The organism is Flavobacterium granuli (assembly GCF_031456055.1).
Lineage (GTDB): Bacteria > Bacteroidota > Bacteroidia > Flavobacteriales > Flavobacteriaceae > Flavobacterium > Flavobacterium granuli_A.
The window spans coordinates 586,463-604,456 of the sequence record NZ_JAVDTX010000001.1; the positions used below are offsets into that span (position 1 = coordinate 586,463).

Consider the following 17,994-nt stretch of genomic DNA (forward strand, 5'->3'; position numbering starts at 1 on the left):
CCAATCATCCAAAAAAAACTATTCCTATAGAATATATAGTCTTAATTTATTTTTTAAAATAATTCTCCAATTTTCTACCTTAAAATTTAAAATTTGGAGGTACTTGCTTAATAATTAAAATTTTATAACTCTCAATCTGAATAAAAAAGGCTCCTTTAAATTAACACCTATTAAGCAAGTTGTTAACAATCATAGTTTTATAATTAACCTACTTTTATAACAGTCTTTAAAATAAATAAAATAACAAAAAGGGGGAGCAACAATGAACAAGCCTTGACATTTGTTTTAAAAATAAAATTTCAAAATATAATATTAACTTAAATAGAATATTATGAAAACAGTTTTAATTATTGCATTAGTTTTTGGGATTCATATTGCCTCATATTCGCAAAATAAAATAGAAGAAGGTAATGACGAAGGAAACATGAACACAGTAAATCTACCTGAGATTGTCATTAAAAATGCAGGAAAAGATTTTTCCTATTATTTACCAGACAAAAGTTCAGACCCTACAGTTACTAAACTTGAAAAAGAATTTATAGCTTATGATTTAGGGAAAGACTATGAAGGATATGAAAACTATCTTGTCATTTTAACAGCTGGAAAAGGAACATTATCTGCAACTTATGACGTGAATGGTAAACTTACTAGTGTTGTTGAAAAATATACTGACACTACATTACCTCATGCTGTTATTTACTCTGTATACAAAGCATATCCTGGTTGGCAAATTGTAAATGATAAATATCTCTACACACAAGAAAACGGAGATGTTACAAAAAAAGAATACAATTTAAAACTCAAAAAAGACAAAGAAACAATTAAATTAAAAGTAGATCCGAAAGGAGAAATTATTGGAAAAAGCTAAATAAAAAAATTTAAGAGGCGGTTTGGAAAATAATCCCAAACCGCCTCTTAATAATAAAATTCAAGGTTCAATACAATTTAAATCACTTTTGCAGTACTGTCAGCAACAATAAAGGAAGTATCATAACCACCAAATCTTTTCAGATAGCTTCTTAACGAAGTTCCGTACGCGTCCTTAATAAAACGCTTCCCTTTGTATCTGAAATACTTTTTAACAGATCCCACACCAGCAAGATGCGCCGCTGCCAAAATTCCTGACTCAGTAATACGGATTCCGTTCAAAACAGTTCCATCATACCTTTCAATAACTGCCCTTAATTCCCATTTGTTTTTTGACAAAAGGGCAATAAAAGCTTTTTCTTGCATTCTGGGGCTGTTCAAGAATGCGTCGCAATTGTGAACCCCAATAGTTTTTAAAGTTTCAATACCAAATTGGTATTTTCCTAAATAGCCAAGAGAATTAATTTTTCTGTATTTTCCTTGTGATTCTTTGAAGCCGATTGCTTCTTTATATCCAATAAAAAAGGTTCCAGTATAGGGAATCTCAGAATTGGTATAATCGCTCACATTTAATGATGGTAATAAGTAGGATGTATCATCTGTTTCGTTAATTAGAAACCATGGGGTAGATTCTAATTTGGAGGGTTTAAAACCTAAGCTTAAAAAAGCTACTACAACAATCAAACTTGTGTAAAAATACCATTTTTTTATCATATTTGGGTTTTCTTCAAAACGCTGTCCCGTTATGAAATTTCTATGCTCAAAGATACGACTTAAAAAATAAAGCTGAAAATCAAGGCTTTAAACTTATCAACTTTTTAAATTTTCACCCACTTAAGTTACTAATTGTGCGGGCGTTCGAGTTTTGAAAATAAATTGAAATAATTTAAAAAACATAACTTATTCAGCATTAAAACATAAGCTTATTCTTGTTTAAAAAAAGCAAAAACGTCTTTAAAAAGCAAAATAACAATGAATTAATTACAAAATCCTCATTTTACGATAACGTTTGAAACAAAAAAATAAGAATTATCAAGTATTATTTCCATTTTGGACGAATTCGATATATAAAAAAACTTCAAAACTGTTCTTAAAACAATTTTGAAGCTTTTTTAAAATACTATTTATGTATTAAACCCTAACGTTTCACTCCTTGACTAACAATCCAATCTGAATATTTTTTGGCATTTACATTATGCTCAGCCAAAGTAGCCGCAAATTCATGGTATCCAAAACGATCTACACTTGCACAGAAATAGATAAAATTATTTTTTTCAGGATTTAAAACTGCTTCTAGCGCCGTAATATCAGGCATTGCAATTGGTCCTGGAGGAAGTCCAATATTCTTATAAGTGTTATAAGGACTATTCAAAAACAAATCATTGTAGAATACTCTTTTGATAACTTGATCAAAGTCATTAGACTTCTTTTTTATTGCAAAAATTACGGTTGGATCAGCCTGCAATGGCATTTCCAATTTCATTCTGTTCAAATAAACACCTGCAATTCTTGGTCGCTCATCTTTCTTAACTGATTCTTTATGCACTATCGAAGCCAAAATCGTAGCTTGAATCGGAGTCAGACCTTGTGCTAAAGCTTTAGCAGTACGTTCTTTGTTCCAAAATTTATTATACTCTTTAATCATTTTATCTCGAAACTTCTCTGCCGAAATATTCCAGTAAATATCATATGTATTAGGAATAAACATCACTAGAACATTCTCATCGGTAAATCCATTTTCTTTCAAGAAAACAGTGTCTTTAAAAGTATTTAATAATTCTAAACTATCAGGTTCAATCTGAGAACCAACTCGCCCAGCAAAATTCTCTAGACGCTCCTGATTATTAAAAGCCAAACTTACGGGATCATTAAATCGCAATGCTTTGACCAATTCGTAGCTGTTCATATCTTTTTTAAACAAAAAACGTCCAGGTTTTATATTTTCTGAATAGCTTGCTTTACTTGCTACCATTTCAAAACGATCCATATTATTTACATAAGGAGCAATTATTTTCTTTACTTGCTCATAATCGGATCCTGTAGGTACATAGACGTACATCTCTTTTTCTGAAAATTTAGTGTTACCACTAAAAATTTGATATATTAAAACAAAACCGTAAACAATTAATATTGAGATCAATGCTACGGATACTAATGATACTATTTTTTTTAGATTCAAAATAAAAAAATTTAAATTACTGCGCCAGTTCGCTGTCGCTCGTATGATTATTAATTAATTGAAAAATTGCTTCGTCTTTGTAAACTCCATTTATCAAAATCCAATCTTTCTTTACGCCTATTTTTTGGAAACCAAATTTAGTAAAAAGAGCAATACTAGCCTTATTTTCACATCCAATATTTGCATATAATTGATGTAAATTAAGATTATAAAATGCATACTGAATAAGTAAGTCCAATGCTTCAGACCCAATATTCTGATTTCTATTATCTTCGCCCTGAATAACAATCCCAACACCTGCTCTATTGTTTTTTGGATCAAAATCAAACAAATCAATCAGTCCCAAAGCTGGAAAATCTTCATCTTGACAAATTGCCAATCGCAATTGTTTGGCTTCATAAATATCCTGATGTGCATTTTCCAAATACTGCTTCACCAAAAACCTACTATAAGGCGTATGTGTATTACTCACTTCCCAAATAGTCTGGTCATTTTCTATGCAATAAATAAACTCCAAATCATTGGGTTCAAGTGCTCGGATATAAATGTTGTCGCCTTTTAATGTCCTCATATTAGAATTACGAATTTGAAATTATGAATTACGAATTGATTTTTGAATTGAACCTATTATTTTTAAAAGCTCTTCAACATCTTTTAATAAATCATCCGACTGTTCTATCGTTAAATAATCAGAATCTCTCAAAAGTCTTATCCAATATTTTGACTCTCTAGCCTCTTTATAAGCAATTGTTAATTTCGCAAAAAAATCAGCTTTTGATTGACCTCCTATAGCTTCTTCAATATTAGCTCCAACTGAAGTTCCACTTCTCAACAACTGTTTAGACAAAACAAATTCTTTTTTCTCCTGACTTAAGTATCTATAAACTTTAACAATCCTCAAAGCAAAATCATAACTTTTATTTTGAACTACATTGTCTGACTTCATTTATATAATTATTTTATGGATTTGAAATGACAAATTATGAATTACATAATTTCATAATTCATAATTGACAATTCGTAATTATACTTCTATTGTTCCTTTAAACACAAATTCAGCAGGACCTTTCAGGAAAACATTCGTAAAACCAGTTTGATCTTTATCAAAAGAAACAACCAGTTTTCCGCCTTCGACATTTATATTAATAGCTGTGGCGTTTGTTTGTCCTGTGGCATTCATAGCAATTGCAACTGCTGTAGCTCCAGTTCCGCAAGCCAAAGTCTCGTCTTCAACTCCTCTTTCGTAGGTTCGAAGTCTAAAAGTAGTATTATCAATTTTTTTTACAAAATTAATGTTGCTTCCTGCCGCACCGTACAGTTCGCCATAACGAATCGCAGCGCCTTTCTCTTTTATATTGTAATGCTCTAAATCCTCCACCATTTGAACATGATGTGGGGAACCTGTATTCAAGAAAGAGTGGTCTTTTTTAATATCAATAGTCGGAACATCAATCATCTGTAAAGAAACCAATCCATTATCTTCAAATGAAGCATGATGCAAACCATCGGTCGCTATAAATGTGGTTTCGTTGGTAATCACATTTAAATCTTTGGCGAAAGCCACCAAACAACGCCCTCCATTACCACACATCGAACTTTGATTCCCATCTGAATTATAATAAACCATTTTAAAATCAGTATCTGAGTCATTTTCCAACAAAATAAGGCCGTCTCCGCCTATTCCAAAACGTCTGTCACACAAATGAGCAATCAATTGCGTATTCTCTTTTGGAAAAAATCCAGAACGATTGTCAATCATAACAAAATCGTTTCCAGCACCTTGGTATTTATAAAATTCTAATCGCATTTTTAGTTCCATTTTATCACACAAAAGTACAAACTATTAATGAATTGTTAATCATTGTTAAAGAGCGTTAAACCATATTGTTCGAAAAAAAAATTCTGTTAAATTCGTTATCAAATAACTAAGTAAAACACGTTTTTATTATGAGACAAATTTCAAAATTATTCTTGGTATCCTTGTTGAGTGGCGCTACAACCCTTGGCGCATACAAATTATTATTTGACAACAACGGTTATTTTTCTTCCAACAAAAATGGAATTACTACACTTGCTCCCGAATCCTATGCCAGACAAACTAGTTTCGGTGCCGAAAACGTAGACTTCACTGTAGCTGCAAACAAAACAATTCACACTGTGGTACACGTAAAAAATGTATCCGTGAGAACGATTTCTAACCCCATAATGGAATACTTTTATGGCTATGGAGGACAACAACAGCAAGAACAGATTGGAACAGGATCAGGCGTTATTATTTCTGAAGACGGTTATATCGTGACCAACAATCACGTAGTAAAAGATGCCAGTGATGTAGAAATCACTCTAAACAACAAAAAAACATACAAAGCAAAAATCATCGGAACTGATTCTAAAATGGACATTGCTTTACTGAAAATTGATGCCGACGAAAAATTACCGTATTCCACATTTGCCAATTCCGATTCGGTTAAAGTGGGTGAATGGGTATTGGCAGTAGGCAATCCATACAATCTGACATCCACCGTAACAGCAGGAATTGTTTCGGCCAAAGCAAGAAATCTGGATACTAGAGGAATTCAGTCTTTCATACAAACTGATGCTGCAGTAAATCCAGGAAATAGTGGTGGTGCATTGGTAAACACTCGTGGAGAATTGATAGGAATCAATACCATGATTTCGTCAATGACAGGTTCTTATGTAGGCTATTCGTTTGCAGTCCCTTCCAATAATGCTCGAAAAATAATCGAGGACATCATGGAATTTGGAAATGTACAAAGAGGAATTCTGGGCGTTGAAGGCGGAGAACTTAACGGAACCGCTTCCAAAGAATTGGGAGTTACACAAACTCAAGGCTTTTACATTAACAAAGTCTCCAAAAATTCTGGTGCAGAAAAAGCCAAATTGCAAAAAGGAGATATTATCATCAAATTAGACAATCAGGACATTTCCACTTTTGCAGATCTTTCGGGTTATGTAAATACCAAAAGACCAAATGACAAAGTACAGGTTACTATCATTAGAGATGGCAAAAATTTAATTGTACCTGTTGTATTAAGCAAAACAGAAAATTTCAATACCGAATTCAAAGGAATCGAACTAGAAAATATTGATGTATCGGACAAAAAGAGATTCAAATTAGATTATGGAGTGAAAATCAAATCCATTTCCAATGAAAACTTGGCTCAATATAGCGATGAACTTGTCGGAAATATCATTTTAAGCATTGACAATGTCAAAGCAACAAATGTAGAAGCTGTTACCAAACTTTTGAATAATAAAGATGAAAAACAAAGCATCCGTATCGAAATGATAAATAAAAACGGAGAGGTCATGAGAATCATTATCTAAAAAGTTAAAACGATAAATTTAAAGCCGACCTGCAAATGCAAGTCGGCTTTTTTTATTCCAAAAAACTTATAAAAAAAGTTACGAAATCGATTGAAATAATTACTTTTGCACAAAATTTACAAAAAACCCCATTAATTTAACACACAAATCTTCAACATGAATAACATGGATTTATACGAAAAAGAGGTTTCGTTTCAAGCCGACAGAAGACGTTCAGGAGTAGAATTAATTAAAATTATTAGTGATTTATGGTATGACAAATCAATCGAATTGGTTTTGTTCCGAAATCAATTAATAGATAGAAACGTAAGCGAAATTATCAACTTACATGAATACGCAGGTAAATTTGTTGGCAAACCGATTTCAGTTTCAGATTCAGTTGAAATTGCCAATGTAATTCTTACTTTGGATTTACCACCATCAAAATTGGATATTGGAAAACTTACTTACGAGTACCGTCTAGAAGATGAAAAATACCCAGATGCAAGACATTTTGTTTTAGACAAATTAAAAGAAGCTAAATTCTCTGAAGAAATCCAACCCAAAGATGTAATTCTTTATGGTTTTGGTCGTATTGGACGCTTATTGGCACGAGAGCTAATGTCTAAAACAGGAAAAGGAGAGCAAATGCGTTTGAGAGCTATCGTTACTAGAGATAAAAACGATGCTACAAGCCTAGAAAAAAGAGCTTCATTATTGCGTTACGATTCCATTCACGGGAATTTCCAAGGTTCTGTTGTTGCCGATACTAAAAACAATGCCTTAATCATCAACGGTACTACCGTTCATATCATCACAGCAAACACTCCAGAGGAAATTGACTATACTAAATACGGAATTGACAATGCCCTAGTGATTGACAATACAGGTGCTTTCACAACTAAAGAAGCATTAAGCCGTCATTTAGTTTCAAAAGGAGTTGATAAAGTATTACTTACTGCACCAGGAAAAGGTATTCCAAACATCGTTCATGGTGTTAATCAAAACGAATATAACCCAGACGAAATCGACATTTTCTCGGCTGCTTCATGCACTACCAATGCGATTACTCCAATCCTAAAAGCAATCGAAGACACTTTGGGAGTCGTAAAAGGTCACCTAGAAACAATTCACGCTTATACAAATGACCAAAATTTGGTTGACAATATGCACAATAAATACCGTCGTGGTAGAGCGGCAGCGCTCAATATGGTCATCACAGAAACTGGTGCCGGAACTGCAGTTGCCAAAGCATTGCCATCTCTTGAAGGTAAATTAACTTCAAATGCAATTCGTGTACCAGTTCCAAATGGTTCTTTGGTTGTATTGAATCTTGAAGTAAACAAAGAAACTTCTGTAGAAGCAATCAACACTATCATGAAAAAGTATGCCCTTGAAGGTGAATTGGTTGAACAAATCAAATATTCATTGAATAACGAATTAGTATCTTCAGACATCGTAGGAACTTCGGCGCCTTCAATTTATGATAGCAATGCGACCATTGTTTCCAAAGATGGAAAAAACATAGTGCTTTACATTTGGTACGACAACGAATACGGTTACAGTCACCAAGTAATAAGACTAGCTAAATATATTGCCAAAGTAAGACGTTTCACTTACTACTAGCACTTCCATTTACAGGTTGGGAAAGCTTTTTTAGTTTTAGTTTTAGTTTTTTAGATAATAAATTGCCCCCAGCCTGAATTCAACAGAAATCCGCCTCGTTTTACAACTTGGCGGATTTTTTTATTTTCTAAAATCTGAATTCTTAAATCTAAAACCGAACAATCCAATAATCTAAATTGGTAAAACCGTCGTACTCTTCACTTCCGAAATAATAAAAAAACTATTTATCAAAGACACCTCTGGCAAAATCGACAATTTCATTTGATGAAAATGATGATAACTTTCCATATCGGGCAATACAATTTTGAGCATATAATCAAAACTTCCCGAAACAAAATTACACTCCACCACTTCAGGCAAATTCAATATCGCTTGATTGAAACTATCCGAAATATCAAAAGTTTGTTTCACCAAGGTCACTTGACAGTAAACTGTGAGGTTTTTACCTAATTTTTTCTTATTCAAAATAGAAACATATCTCTCTATAATACCCTCTTTTTCAAGACGTTTCACCCGATCATGAACCGGAGTTAGCGAAAGATTTATACGATTTGAAATGTCTTTTAATGTTAAATGGGCATCTTCCTGCAGGAGGCGCAATATTTTTCTGTCGTTTTCATCTAAAATCATAACAAAAAGAGGTTTTATAAAATTGTTTTATAACAAAGTAATCCGATTAATTTTCTTTTTACAAATAAAAAAAGCACTAAAAAAAGAATTATTTCATGCTAAATTACTAAATAAAAATAATATTTTCCTATTTTGATTTACAATGAACAAAATTTTTCTTTATCTGCTAAATTTGTAATTGAATTTTAAATCAATCACTAAATACAACAGTTATGATAATCGGTGTACCAAAAGAAATTAAGAATAACGAAAATCGTGTTGCTCTAACTCCAGCAGGTGTTGCTGAGTTGAAAAACAACGGCCATAGTGTTTATGTTCAAGCAACTGCAGGTGAAGGAAGTGGTTTCGCTGATGAAGAATATACTGCAGCCGGAGCTGTAATCTTACCTACTATTGAAGAGGTATACGGTATTGCCGAAATGATTATCAAAGTAAAAGAACCAATCGCTTCAGAATACCCACTTATTAAAAAAGATCAATTACTTTTCACATACTTTCACTTTGCATCATCAGAGCCATTAACTCATGCAATGATTGAGCGTCAAGCTATCTGTTTGGCTTACGAAACTGTTGAAAAAACAGACCGTAGCTTACCATTATTAGTTCCAATGTCTGAAGTAGCAGGTCGTATGTCTATTCAAGAAGGTGCAAAATACTTAGAAAAACCATTAAAAGGAAGAGGAATTCTTCTTGGCGGTGTTCCAGGTGTTCCTCCAGCTAAAGTATTAGTACTTGGTGGTGGAATCGTAGGAACTCAAGCTGCAAAAATGGCTGCTGGTCTAGGAGCTCAAGTAACTATCATGGATGTTAGTTTGCCACGTTTACGTCAATTAGACGATATTATGCCTGCTAACGTTATGACGCAAATGTCTAACGATTACAACATCAGAAAAGCAATTTTAGACACTGATTTAATTATTGGAGCTGTATTAATCCCAGGAGCAAAAGCACCTCACTTAATTAAACGTGATATGCTAAAAGCAATGCGTCCAGGAACAGTTCTTGTTGACGTTGCAGTTGACCAAGGAGGATGCATCGAAACTTGTACTCCTACAACTCACGAAAACCCAACTTTTATCATTGACGATATCGTACATTACTGTGTGGCTAATATGCCAGGAGCAGTTCCTTATACTTCAACTTTAGCGCTTACAAATGCTACATTACCTTATGCTGTACAATTGGCAAACAAAGGATGGCAAAAAGCTTGTGCTGATAACGAAGAATTAAAAAAAGGATTAAACATAGCCAACGGAAAAATCCTTTACAAAGGAGTAGCCGAAGCTTGGAACCTTCCTTTTAATGAAGAGTTAGTATTAGAAAACGCTGTTTGCTAATATTAAATAAGTGCTTACTACACTAGAAAAACCCGTTTTGTTCATCAAAACGGGTTTTCTGTTTTATACCAAGAACAAAAAAATCCGTCTCATGAATCGAGACGGATTTTTAAAAAACCTTTTTTAAACTATAATCTTTATCCTAATTCAGAATTCTCGAAACAATCTAAGTTCTGAAATCTGCAATCTGAACACTTATTCCTTCGATTTAGTCAAATAATAAATTGGAATCCCAATCAACATTATAAAAACACCCCAACCACAAGTGCTAGGCTTTGTATACAAAAGAGCAGCACAAATAGCACTCGCAATTAAAATGTAAAGTGCTGGCAAAAAAGGATAACCAAAAGCCTTATACGGTCTTTCTGCATCTGGCATTCTCTTGCGAAGAATAAAAATCCCGTAAATGGTCAGGATATAAAACACCATAACAATAATTACAACGAAGTCCAATAAATCGCCATACTTCCCAGTCAAACACAAGGCCGAAGCCCAAAAGCATTGTGCCCATAATGCCCAAGCCGGAACGCTTGCCTTATTCAAAAGAGAAGCTTTTTTAAAAAACAAACCGTCTTGTGCCATCGTATAATAAACTCTTGCTCCAGACATAATCAAACCATTATTGCAAGCAAAAGTAGAAATCATAATCATCAAGGCGATAATTAAAGTTCCAATATTTCCGAAAATATTTTGTGAGGCCACAACAGCCACTCTATCCGATTCTGCCGTAGCAATATCCTGCAAAGGAACCACAGCTAAATACATCACATTGGTCAAAATATAAATACAACTAACAATCAAGGTACCTAGAAACAAACTCAATCCTACATTACGTTTTGGATTTTTGATTTCACCAGCGATAAAAGTCACACCTTCCCAAGCCACGCTCGAAAACAATGAACCCACCAATGCCGCTGACATTGCCGAAATTAAAGCCACTCCACTGATTGGAAGCCAAGAACCCGTATCAGTATTCAATGATTGAGAAGTCCAAGCATTTGCCCAGTTGGCATCCCAAACTTCAGATTTAGCAGCAAAGAATCCAAAAATAATCAATCCAAAAATCGAGGCAATTTTAATAACCGTCAAGACCGTTTGCAAAATTTTGCTGTTTTTTACACCACGACTATTGATATAACTCAATAAAACAATAGTGATTATCGAAACAATTTGGGCAGCACTGAGTTTGAAATCACCTAGTTCATAAATAATATTTTTTTCGCTCACAACAGGACACAAATAAGCAGTAAATTTAGAAAAAGCCACACCAACAGCAGCAATCGTACCTGTTTGAATCACGGCAAAAAAGCTCCAACCGTACAAAAAACCAATCAGTTTTCCGTAAGCTTCTTTTATGTAAACATATTGTCCGCCCGCTTTGGGAAACATCGCGCTCAACTCGCCATAACTTACTGCAGCAATCACGGTTACTAATCCGGTAAGCACCCACATAGCAATCAGCCAGCCAGCAGAACCCAATTGTCGCACCATATCGGAGCTCACAATAAATATCCCTGATCCTATCATCGATCCCACAACAAGCATCGTTCCGTCTAGTAATCCGAGTTCCCTTTTAAATTCTTCAGGTTTATTTTCTTCCATTTTATAGGTTTATTTTTTTGGTTGGCTAAAGATATACTTTTTTTTGAAAATGACTAATAATACTCTTTACACGGAAAAAATAAATTAAGAAAAACAAAAAACTCTTAAGTTTCCTTAAGAGTTCAATTAAATTATTATTTTAGAGTCTATTTGACAACACGATTCACCTGTGCAAAATTACGTTGGTAATATGGCTCTTTAGTTGAAGAAACAATCACTCCTGAATGCGTCGAAGAATGGATAAATTTTATTTCATCTTCAGCTACTTCAATAACCACTCCAACATGATTAATATGACGTCTGCCATTAGTTTTAAAGAAAATCAAATCTCCTTTTTGAGCATTCTCATCATCAATTTTTTCTCCTATCGAAGATTGTTCAATAGACGATCTAGGTAATTTTATATCAAAAGCGCCAAAAGCAGTATACATCAAACCCGAACAATCAAACCCAGCGGTTGATGTGCCACCACTTCTATACCTTGTTCCTATTTTATCTGATGCGAATTCAATAATCTGATCAATCAAATTAGAATTTTCTCCACTTACAGAAGCGTTTACTATCTCTACTTTCTTTTCTGCTTGAGCTTCATCTTTGACTTCAATAACTTTAGTTTCTACAACTTCAGTTTTGGTTGCAATTTCAATTTTATCAGTTGGAACTTGAATAGTCAGTTTTGAACCAACCAATAATTTTTGTTGAATAGCCTGATTTTGCTTTTCTAATTCTGCGACAGTAATTCCATATTTTTTGGCAATTCCATATTTGGTTTCTTTAGTCAAAACCTCATGAATAATTTCTGATGTCTGAATTTGAGAATCTGTTTTTACATCTTTTGCTTTAACTACGGTTTCAGCAACAGGAACAGTTTCTTTATTTTCTGCAACTTCTTTTATTTCGGTATTTTTTCCTTCTATGACAACTTCCTTTTCAGCTATTTTACCATTACTTGGAATCTCAATTGTCTGTCCAATACTTAACCCTTTCTTTCCTATTTTTGGATTGGCACTTTGCAATTCTTTTAACGAAACACCATACATTTTAGCAATGACATACAAAGACTCTTTAGGTTCCACTTCGTGCGTCAAAGGAATCGTTTGAGCTACTGCTGTCTCAACAACTTCTTGAGTCTTTGAATTTGATAAATTTGCTATTTCTTTTTTAGTCAAAGTCGAAGGAATAATAATCGTCTGACCAACTTTTAACCCTTCAGCTTCTAATTTTGGATTGGCTTTATAAAGCAACTCTGTAGTCGTTTTGAATTGCTTAGTAATTCCGTATAATGTTTCTTTTGTTAATACTTGGTGATTAATTTCTATTGTTTTTTCAGAATTGGCAGTTTCCAAATCATTCATTTTTTTAGATTCAGAATTTGGAATCAGCAAAACTTGATTAAGCTGCAAGGTTTTTTTAGCATTAGGATTTAGCTTGTAAATAGAAGCAATCGAAACATTGTATTTTTGAGCAATACTAGAAATTGTTTCTCCTTTTACAATGGCATGTTTGATGTTATTCTCTTGCGAAAAAACACTAATACTGCATAAAAAAAGTGCTATAACAGTTAATCTAAAATACTTCATCCTTTTTTATTTTTTCCTCATCTCTAACAATACACGCATTTTTGAGGGGTTTATTAAATTTGCTGTGTTTGTGTTTCAAAAATAATTTTTTGAAGAATTGCAAATATAGCTCATTAAGTAGAAACGAAAACTAAAATATCGCTAAAATTCTTAAAAAAATCACAATTACCTTCCTTTCATCGTTTATATTAACTTTTTATTAGACTTTTAAAGCCATTCATAAACTTTCCAAAATGGCTACATAATGGAATATCGTACCAAAAAGTACAAAGAAATGCCAAATGACATGAAAGTAACTTTTATAACTTTTTACATAAAAAAAGACTCCGACAGTATAACTTAATCCTCCAGCAAGAATCCACAAAAAAACAGATAAAGGAATTACTCCCCACAAAGGTTTAATCACAAAAACAATCATCCAACCCATCAATAAATAAAGGGCGACAGAAACAAATTTAAAACGATCAACATAAAAAACTTTAAAAAAAGTTCCCAACAAAACGATGGTCCACATTATCCCCAAAAAAATCAATGCTGTTTCTTTATCCAAATAAATAACCATCAGTGGCGAGTAGGTTCCTGCAATGAGGTAATAAATACTGATGTGATCTGCAATTTTAAGAAGTTGTTTTATTTTCTCTTTTTGCACCAAATGATACAATGACGAAAACGAATACACTAATAACATTCCTATTCCAAAAGTAATAACGGCTGATTCAGTGATTAAATTGTATTCCTCACTTGTTTTTGCAATAAGAAAAGGCATTGCCATCAAACAAAAAAGTACCCCAAGAATATGTGAAATTCCATTGGCCAATTCTTCGTTACGCGTTTGAATTCTACTTGTCATATTTATTCAGTTATATAAATCTTTAATATCAAACTAAAGATATCATTTCAATGATGACTTTATTTATACTTTTCAACATTTTTTTGATTTTTTAAATCGAATTAAAACCACAAAATATCATTAATATTAATACTACAAAATAGCTCAATAAAATTGTTCTTAAGCCCGAAAAACAATACTTTTATATCATCAACTAGCCATAAAAAAGCTTATGCCTTTAAAAAACTTAATATTAGCCCTAGTTTTATTTCCTTTTTTTGCATTTGCACAAAACATTAAAGGCTCCATTTTAGACAAAAAAAGCAATCTTCCTATTTCAGATGTTAATATATCTCTGAGTCCAATTAATGTTAGCACCACAACCGACGAAAAAGGCAAATTCAATTTAAAGACTTCAAGAGAATTTCAAAAAAATGATTCTTTAAATATTTCCCATATTAGATATACTTCAAAAAAAATCAGTCTCACAGAATTAAACAAAAGTGATTGTTTGATTTTTCTTGATGAAAAAACAGAAAATTTAAATGGCTTAACCCTTACATCTGTAACTAAAGAATTAAAATCAAAACTAGCTTTTACAAAATTAGCTCCATTAAAATACGCAATTTCTTCTTTTGGTTCTATCTTAAATAATAACAAAATATATGTAATAGGTGGTGACGGTTCATTCAAAACAGATGCTTGGAAAAAGTTACAATATGAGAAAGTAGACTTTACTTTGAATGATTATCTTAAAGAGCTTCAATTTCAATTTTCCGGTCAATTTTACAAAGGTGATTTACTGATTTATGACATAAAAACAAATCAATGGACAACTTCTAAATTAAAATTCAGAAAAAGAGCCAATCATAATTTAAATATTTACAACAATATCATTTATGTTTTAGGAGGAAAAAGAGTTTCTGTAAATGGCAAATTCGAATATTTGGATGATAAAATTGAAGTATTTGATACAAGTAAAGAAACTATAACTATAGACAACACAAATCCACATCAAGCCGCCGATTTTGCTTCCTTCAATTATAAAAATACAATAATAGCAATTGGAGGATCAACAAAAAAGAGTGAAAACGGATCAAAAGAATATACCAACAAAGTTCATTCTTACGATTTAAATACTGGTTATTGGTATGAATTAACAAATATGCCTACGGCAAAAGAAGTTAATGGAATTTTGATTAAAGACAAAATATATTTAATTGGAGGTTTTAATGGAAAACCTCTCTCCTCTTTTGAAAGTTTTGATTTAGTAACAGAAACTTGGAAAAACGAAGGTGAATTATTCAACACCTTGGGCTACCCGGCAATTACCCATAAAGATGATGTGATATATATTTTTGAAAACGAAAAAATATACACACTAAACACAAACACAAAAGAACTAAAAGAATACCTAATCAATTTGCCTTTTAAAGGTTCAAAACTGTATTATTGTGACGAGAAATTATATTTAATTGGCGGTTACATAGAGAACTGTTTTTCCCAATATCCTTCACCGAATCTCTTTAGCATTGAAATCAGTGAATTTGAAAACACAAAACCAAACAGAGTCAAAATTTTATAACTCATTTTCTTTCTAAACAAAAAACTCCCAAGTTTCCTTGAGAGTTTTGATTCATAAATTTTAAAAGTTTATGCGTTAGCTTCAGCTGCGATTAAGTTCAATGCAGAGCCTGCAACAAACCAACCAATTTGACTTGCGTTGTAAGTGTGGTTAGCCAAGATGATATCTTTACTACCATCAGCGTGAACGAATTCTATACTTAATGGTTTCCCTGGAGCAAAATCAACTAAATCAGTGAAGTTGATTGTGTCGTCTTCTTGGATTTTGTCATAATCTGCTTCGTTTGCAAATGTCAATCCTAACAATCCCTGTTTTTTAAGATTCGTTTCGTGGATACGGGCGAATGATTTTACTAACACTGCTTTTACGCCCAAGAAACGAGGTTCCATAGCGGCATGCTCGCGAGAAGATCCTTCACCATAATTGTGATCTCCAATAACTACTGAAGGTATTCCAGCAGCTTTGTAGGCACGTGCCACAGCAGGAACTGCGTCATAAGCGCCTGTCAACTGGTTTTTAACAGAATTTGCCTTTTGGTTGAATGCATTGATTGCTCCAATCAGCATATTATTTGAAATATTATCTAAATGTCCACGGAAACGCAACCATGGTCCCGCCATAGAAATGTGGTCTGTAGTGCATTTTCCGAAAGCTTTGATCAACAATTTAGCCCCAGTAATGTTTTTACCATCCCAAGGTTCAAATGGCGCCAATAATTGCAAACGATCTGAAGTTTCGCTTACCACAATCTTAACGCTTGAACCATCTTCGGCTGGTGCTTGAAAACCTGCATCTTCCACATCAAAACCTCTTTTTGGCAATTCGTCGCCATAAGGAGCGTTTAATTTTACGGCTTCTCCATTATCATTTAATAAAGTATCAGTCAATGGATTGAAATCCAATCTTCCTGAAATAGCCAACGCAGCCACCATTTCTGGCGAAGTTACAAAAGCGTGTGTGTTTGGGTTTCCGTCTGCCCTTTTAGAGAAGTTACGGTTGAATGAATGCACGATGGTGTTTTTCTCTTCTTTATCTGCACCTGCTCTATCCCATTGCCCGATACATGGTCCACAAGCATTGGTAAACACTTTAGTTCCCATTTTTTCGAAAGTAGCGATGATACCGTCTCTCTCGATAGTGTAACGAATCTGTTCCGAGCCTGGATTGATTCCGAATTCTGCTTTTGGGGTAATTCCATGCTCAACAGCTTGATTTACGATTGACGCGGCACGCGCCATATCTTCGTAAGAAGAGTTAGTACAGGAACCAATTAATCCCCATTCAATTTTAATTGGCCATCCATTTGCAGCGGCTTCCGCTTTCATTTTTGAAACTGGAGTTCCGCGGTCTGGCGTGAAAGGTCCGTTGATATGTGGCTCTAATTCTGATAAATTAATTTCGATAAGCTGATCAAAATATTGTTCTGGATTAGCATATACTTCTGGATCTGCCGTCAAATATGAAGCCACTTTATCAGCAGCAGCAACCACATCCTGGCGATCTGTGGCCGTTAAATATCTACGCATAGAATCATCATAACCAAATGTTGAAGTTGTGGCTCCAATTTCGGCACCCATATTACAGATAGTTCCTTTTCCAGTACAAGACATCGAAGTGGCTCCTTCACCAAAATATTCTACAATAGCTCCGGTTCCTCCTTTTACGGTAAGAATATCGGCTACTTTTAGAATAACATCTTTTGGAGCTGTCCAACCCGATAATTTTCCTGTCAATTTTACACCGATTAATTTAGGAAATTTCAATTCCCATGACATTCCGGACATTACATCTACCGCATCAGCACCACCAACACCAATAGCCAACATTCCCAATCCGCCTGCATTTACAGTATGTGAATCGGTACCAATCATCATTCCTCCTGGGAAAGCGTAATTCTCCAAAACGATTTGGTGAATAATTCCTGATCCCGGTTTCCAGAAACCAATTCCATACTTATCAGATACAGAAGACAAGAAATCAAAAACTTCTTTTGATTGTGTATTTGCCACAGCCAAATCTGATTCAGCGCCGTTTTTAGCTAAAATTAAGTGATCACAATGAACGGTAGTTGGAACCGCAACTGTTTTCTTTCCAGCATGCATAAATTGCAACAATGCCATTTGGGCAGTTGCATCCTGGCAAGCAACTCTGTCCGGAGCAAAGTCAACATAATCAACTCCTCTTCCATAAGCTTTCTTGGCAGTTCCATCCCAAAGATGGCTGTATAAAATTTTCTCCGTTAAAGTAAGTGGACGACCAACTATCTCACGTGCTGCGTCAACACGAGTTTTCATGTTGTCATACACTTTTTTAATCATTTCAATATCAAAAGCCATAATGTCCTAAGTTATTTGTTATTAATAATTTAAACACTACAAGTTACAAAAAAATAGAGTATAAAAAAAAGCCTGAATCATAAGACTCAGGCTTTT

15 protein-coding genes are annotated in these 17,994 nt (G+C 33.7%); 5 read left to right on the plus strand and 10 right to left on the minus strand.

Annotated features, from left to right (window positions below; genetic code table 11):
* Positions 1 to 331: 331 nt before the first annotated feature.
* A complete protein-coding gene (locus tag J2W95_RS02485; protein ID WP_310003606.1) occupies positions 332 to 868 on the plus strand; it encodes a hypothetical protein in 537 nt (178 codons plus the stop codon).
* Positions 869 to 945: 77 nt separating this feature from the next.
* On the opposite strand, the gene J2W95_RS02490 is transcribed toward J2W95_RS02485, so the two are convergent.
* From J2W95_RS02490 to dapF, 5 genes are all read right to left on the minus strand, one after another.
* Positions 946 to 1,581 carry a peptidoglycan-binding protein LysM gene (locus tag J2W95_RS02490; RefSeq protein WP_310003608.1) on the minus strand — a complete coding sequence of 212 codons (636 nt, stop codon included), beginning with the start codon at positions 1,579 to 1,581 and terminating at the stop codon, positions 946 to 948.
* 424 nt (positions 1,582 to 2,005) lie between these two features.
* Positions 2,006 to 3,046 (minus strand): endolytic transglycosylase MltG, encoded by a 1,041-nt coding sequence (gene mltG, locus J2W95_RS02495; RefSeq protein ID WP_310003611.1) that lies wholly within the window; start codon positions 3,044 to 3,046, stop codon positions 2,006 to 2,008.
* Positions 3,047 to 3,062: 16 nt separating this feature from the next.
* Positions 3,063 to 3,617, minus strand: a complete 555-nt coding sequence (locus J2W95_RS02500; RefSeq protein ID WP_310003612.1) for a GNAT family N-acetyltransferase — start codon at positions 3,615 to 3,617, stop codon at positions 3,063 to 3,065.
* Between the two features lie 21 nt (positions 3,618 to 3,638).
* Positions 3,639 to 3,992, minus strand: coding sequence for a four helix bundle protein (locus tag J2W95_RS02505; protein WP_310003615.1), 354 nt, complete (start codon positions 3,990 to 3,992; stop codon positions 3,639 to 3,641).
* Positions 3,993 to 4,070: 78 nt separating this feature from the next.
* Positions 4,071 to 4,853, minus strand: a complete 783-nt coding sequence (gene dapF, locus J2W95_RS02510; RefSeq protein WP_310003617.1) for a diaminopimelate epimerase — start codon at positions 4,851 to 4,853, stop codon at positions 4,071 to 4,073.
* Positions 4,854 to 4,993: 140 nt separating this feature from the next.
* Between dapF and J2W95_RS02515 the strand changes: the two genes are divergently transcribed.
* Both J2W95_RS02515 and J2W95_RS02520 read left to right on the plus strand, forming a co-directional pair.
* Positions 4,994 to 6,394: a trypsin-like peptidase domain-containing protein gene (locus J2W95_RS02515; protein WP_310003619.1), complete on the plus strand. Its 1,401-nt coding sequence runs from the start codon at positions 4,994 to 4,996 to the stop codon at positions 6,392 to 6,394.
* A 156-nt stretch (positions 6,395 to 6,550) separates the two neighbouring features.
* The gene (locus tag J2W95_RS02520; protein WP_310003621.1) at positions 6,551 to 7,999 is read left to right on the plus strand and encodes a glyceraldehyde-3-phosphate dehydrogenase; all 1,449 of its coding nucleotides are present in this window, start codon (positions 6,551 to 6,553) and stop codon (positions 7,997 to 7,999) included.
* 171 nt (positions 8,000 to 8,170) lie between these two features.
* Here the strand turns inward: J2W95_RS02520 and J2W95_RS02525 are convergent, their stop codons facing one another.
* Positions 8,171 to 8,629 carry an Lrp/AsnC family transcriptional regulator gene (locus J2W95_RS02525; RefSeq protein WP_077370209.1) on the minus strand — a complete coding sequence of 153 codons (459 nt, stop codon included), beginning with the start codon at positions 8,627 to 8,629 and terminating at the stop codon, positions 8,171 to 8,173.
* Between the two features lie 212 nt (positions 8,630 to 8,841).
* On the opposite strand from J2W95_RS02525, the gene ald reads away from it, so the two are divergent.
* On the plus strand, positions 8,842 to 9,966 hold the full coding sequence (gene ald / locus J2W95_RS02530) for an alanine dehydrogenase (protein ID WP_310003626.1): 1,125 nt from the start codon (positions 8,842 to 8,844) through the stop codon (positions 9,964 to 9,966).
* A 195-nt stretch (positions 9,967 to 10,161) separates the two neighbouring features.
* On the opposite strand, the gene J2W95_RS02535 is transcribed toward ald, so the two are convergent.
* The 3 genes from J2W95_RS02535 to trhA all read right to left on the minus strand — a co-directional run bounded on the left by J2W95_RS02535 (position 10,162) and on the right by trhA (position 13,998).
* Positions 10,162 to 11,568 carry an APC family permease gene (locus J2W95_RS02535; protein WP_310003628.1) on the minus strand — a complete coding sequence of 469 codons (1,407 nt, stop codon included), beginning with the start codon at positions 11,566 to 11,568 and terminating at the stop codon, positions 10,162 to 10,164.
* Positions 11,569 to 11,714: 146 nt separating this feature from the next.
* Entirely contained in the window at positions 11,715 to 13,148 is a 1,434-nt protein-coding gene (locus J2W95_RS02540) for a C40 family peptidase (protein WP_310003630.1), read from the minus strand.
* A 217-nt stretch (positions 13,149 to 13,365) separates the two neighbouring features.
* Positions 13,366 to 13,998 carry a PAQR family membrane homeostasis protein TrhA gene (trhA, locus tag J2W95_RS02545; protein WP_310003632.1) on the minus strand — a complete coding sequence of 211 codons (633 nt, stop codon included), beginning with the start codon at positions 13,996 to 13,998 and terminating at the stop codon, positions 13,366 to 13,368.
* A gap of 211 nt (positions 13,999 to 14,209) precedes the next feature.
* On the opposite strand from trhA, the gene J2W95_RS02550 reads away from it, so the two are divergent.
* Positions 14,210 to 15,562 carry a Kelch repeat-containing protein gene (locus tag J2W95_RS02550; protein ID WP_310003634.1) on the plus strand — a complete coding sequence of 451 codons (1,353 nt, stop codon included), beginning with the start codon at positions 14,210 to 14,212 and terminating at the stop codon, positions 15,560 to 15,562.
* A gap of 68 nt (positions 15,563 to 15,630) precedes the next feature.
* Here J2W95_RS02550 and J2W95_RS02555 read toward each other — a convergent pair whose 3' ends face one another.
* On the minus strand, positions 15,631 to 17,898 hold the full coding sequence (locus J2W95_RS02555) for an aconitate hydratase (protein ID WP_310003636.1): 2,268 nt from the start codon (positions 17,896 to 17,898) through the stop codon (positions 15,631 to 15,633).
* Between the last annotated feature and the right edge of the window lie 96 nt (positions 17,899 to 17,994).

What these genes read in the sequence shown, in the direction of transcription:
- J2W95_RS02540 (WP_310003630.1), bottom strand. Translation starts at nt 13,148, where the DNA reads ATGAAGTATTTTAGATTAACTGTTATAGCACTTTTTTTATGCAGTATT.
- J2W95_RS02500 (WP_310003612.1), bottom strand. Translation starts at nt 3,617, where the DNA reads ATGAGGACATTAAAAGGCGACAACATTTATATCCGAGCACTTGAACCC.
- dapF (WP_310003617.1), bottom strand. Translation starts at nt 4,853, where the DNA reads ATGCGATTAGAATTTTATAAATACCAAGGTGCTGGAAACGATTTTGTT.
- J2W95_RS02550 (WP_310003634.1), top strand. Translation starts at nt 14,210, where the DNA reads ATGCCTTTAAAAAACTTAATATTAGCCCTAGTTTTATTTCCTTTTTTT.
- ald (WP_310003626.1), top strand. Translation starts at nt 8,842, where the DNA reads ATGATAATCGGTGTACCAAAAGAAATTAAGAATAACGAAAATCGTGTT.
- J2W95_RS02490 (WP_310003608.1), bottom strand. Translation starts at nt 1,581, where the DNA reads ATGATAAAAAAATGGTATTTTTACACAAGTTTGATTGTTGTAGTAGCT.
- J2W95_RS02555 (WP_310003636.1), bottom strand. Translation starts at nt 17,898, where the DNA reads ATGGCTTTTGATATTGAAATGATTAAAAAAGTGTATGACAACATGAAA.
- J2W95_RS02535 (WP_310003628.1), bottom strand. Translation starts at nt 11,568, where the DNA reads ATGGAAGAAAATAAACCTGAAGAATTTAAAAGGGAACTCGGATTACTA.
- J2W95_RS02505 (WP_310003615.1), bottom strand. Translation starts at nt 3,992, where the DNA reads ATGAAGTCAGACAATGTAGTTCAAAATAAAAGTTATGATTTTGCTTTG.
- J2W95_RS02515 (WP_310003619.1), top strand. Translation starts at nt 4,994, where the DNA reads ATGAGACAAATTTCAAAATTATTCTTGGTATCCTTGTTGAGTGGCGCT.
- J2W95_RS02485 (WP_310003606.1), top strand. Translation starts at nt 332, where the DNA reads ATGAAAACAGTTTTAATTATTGCATTAGTTTTTGGGATTCATATTGCC.
- J2W95_RS02525 (WP_077370209.1), bottom strand. Translation starts at nt 8,629, where the DNA reads ATGATTTTAGATGAAAACGACAGAAAAATATTGCGCCTCCTGCAGGAA.
- trhA (WP_310003632.1), bottom strand. Translation starts at nt 13,998, where the DNA reads ATGACAAGTAGAATTCAAACGCGTAACGAAGAATTGGCCAATGGAATT.
- J2W95_RS02520 (WP_310003621.1), top strand. Translation starts at nt 6,551, where the DNA reads ATGAATAACATGGATTTATACGAAAAAGAGGTTTCGTTTCAAGCCGAC.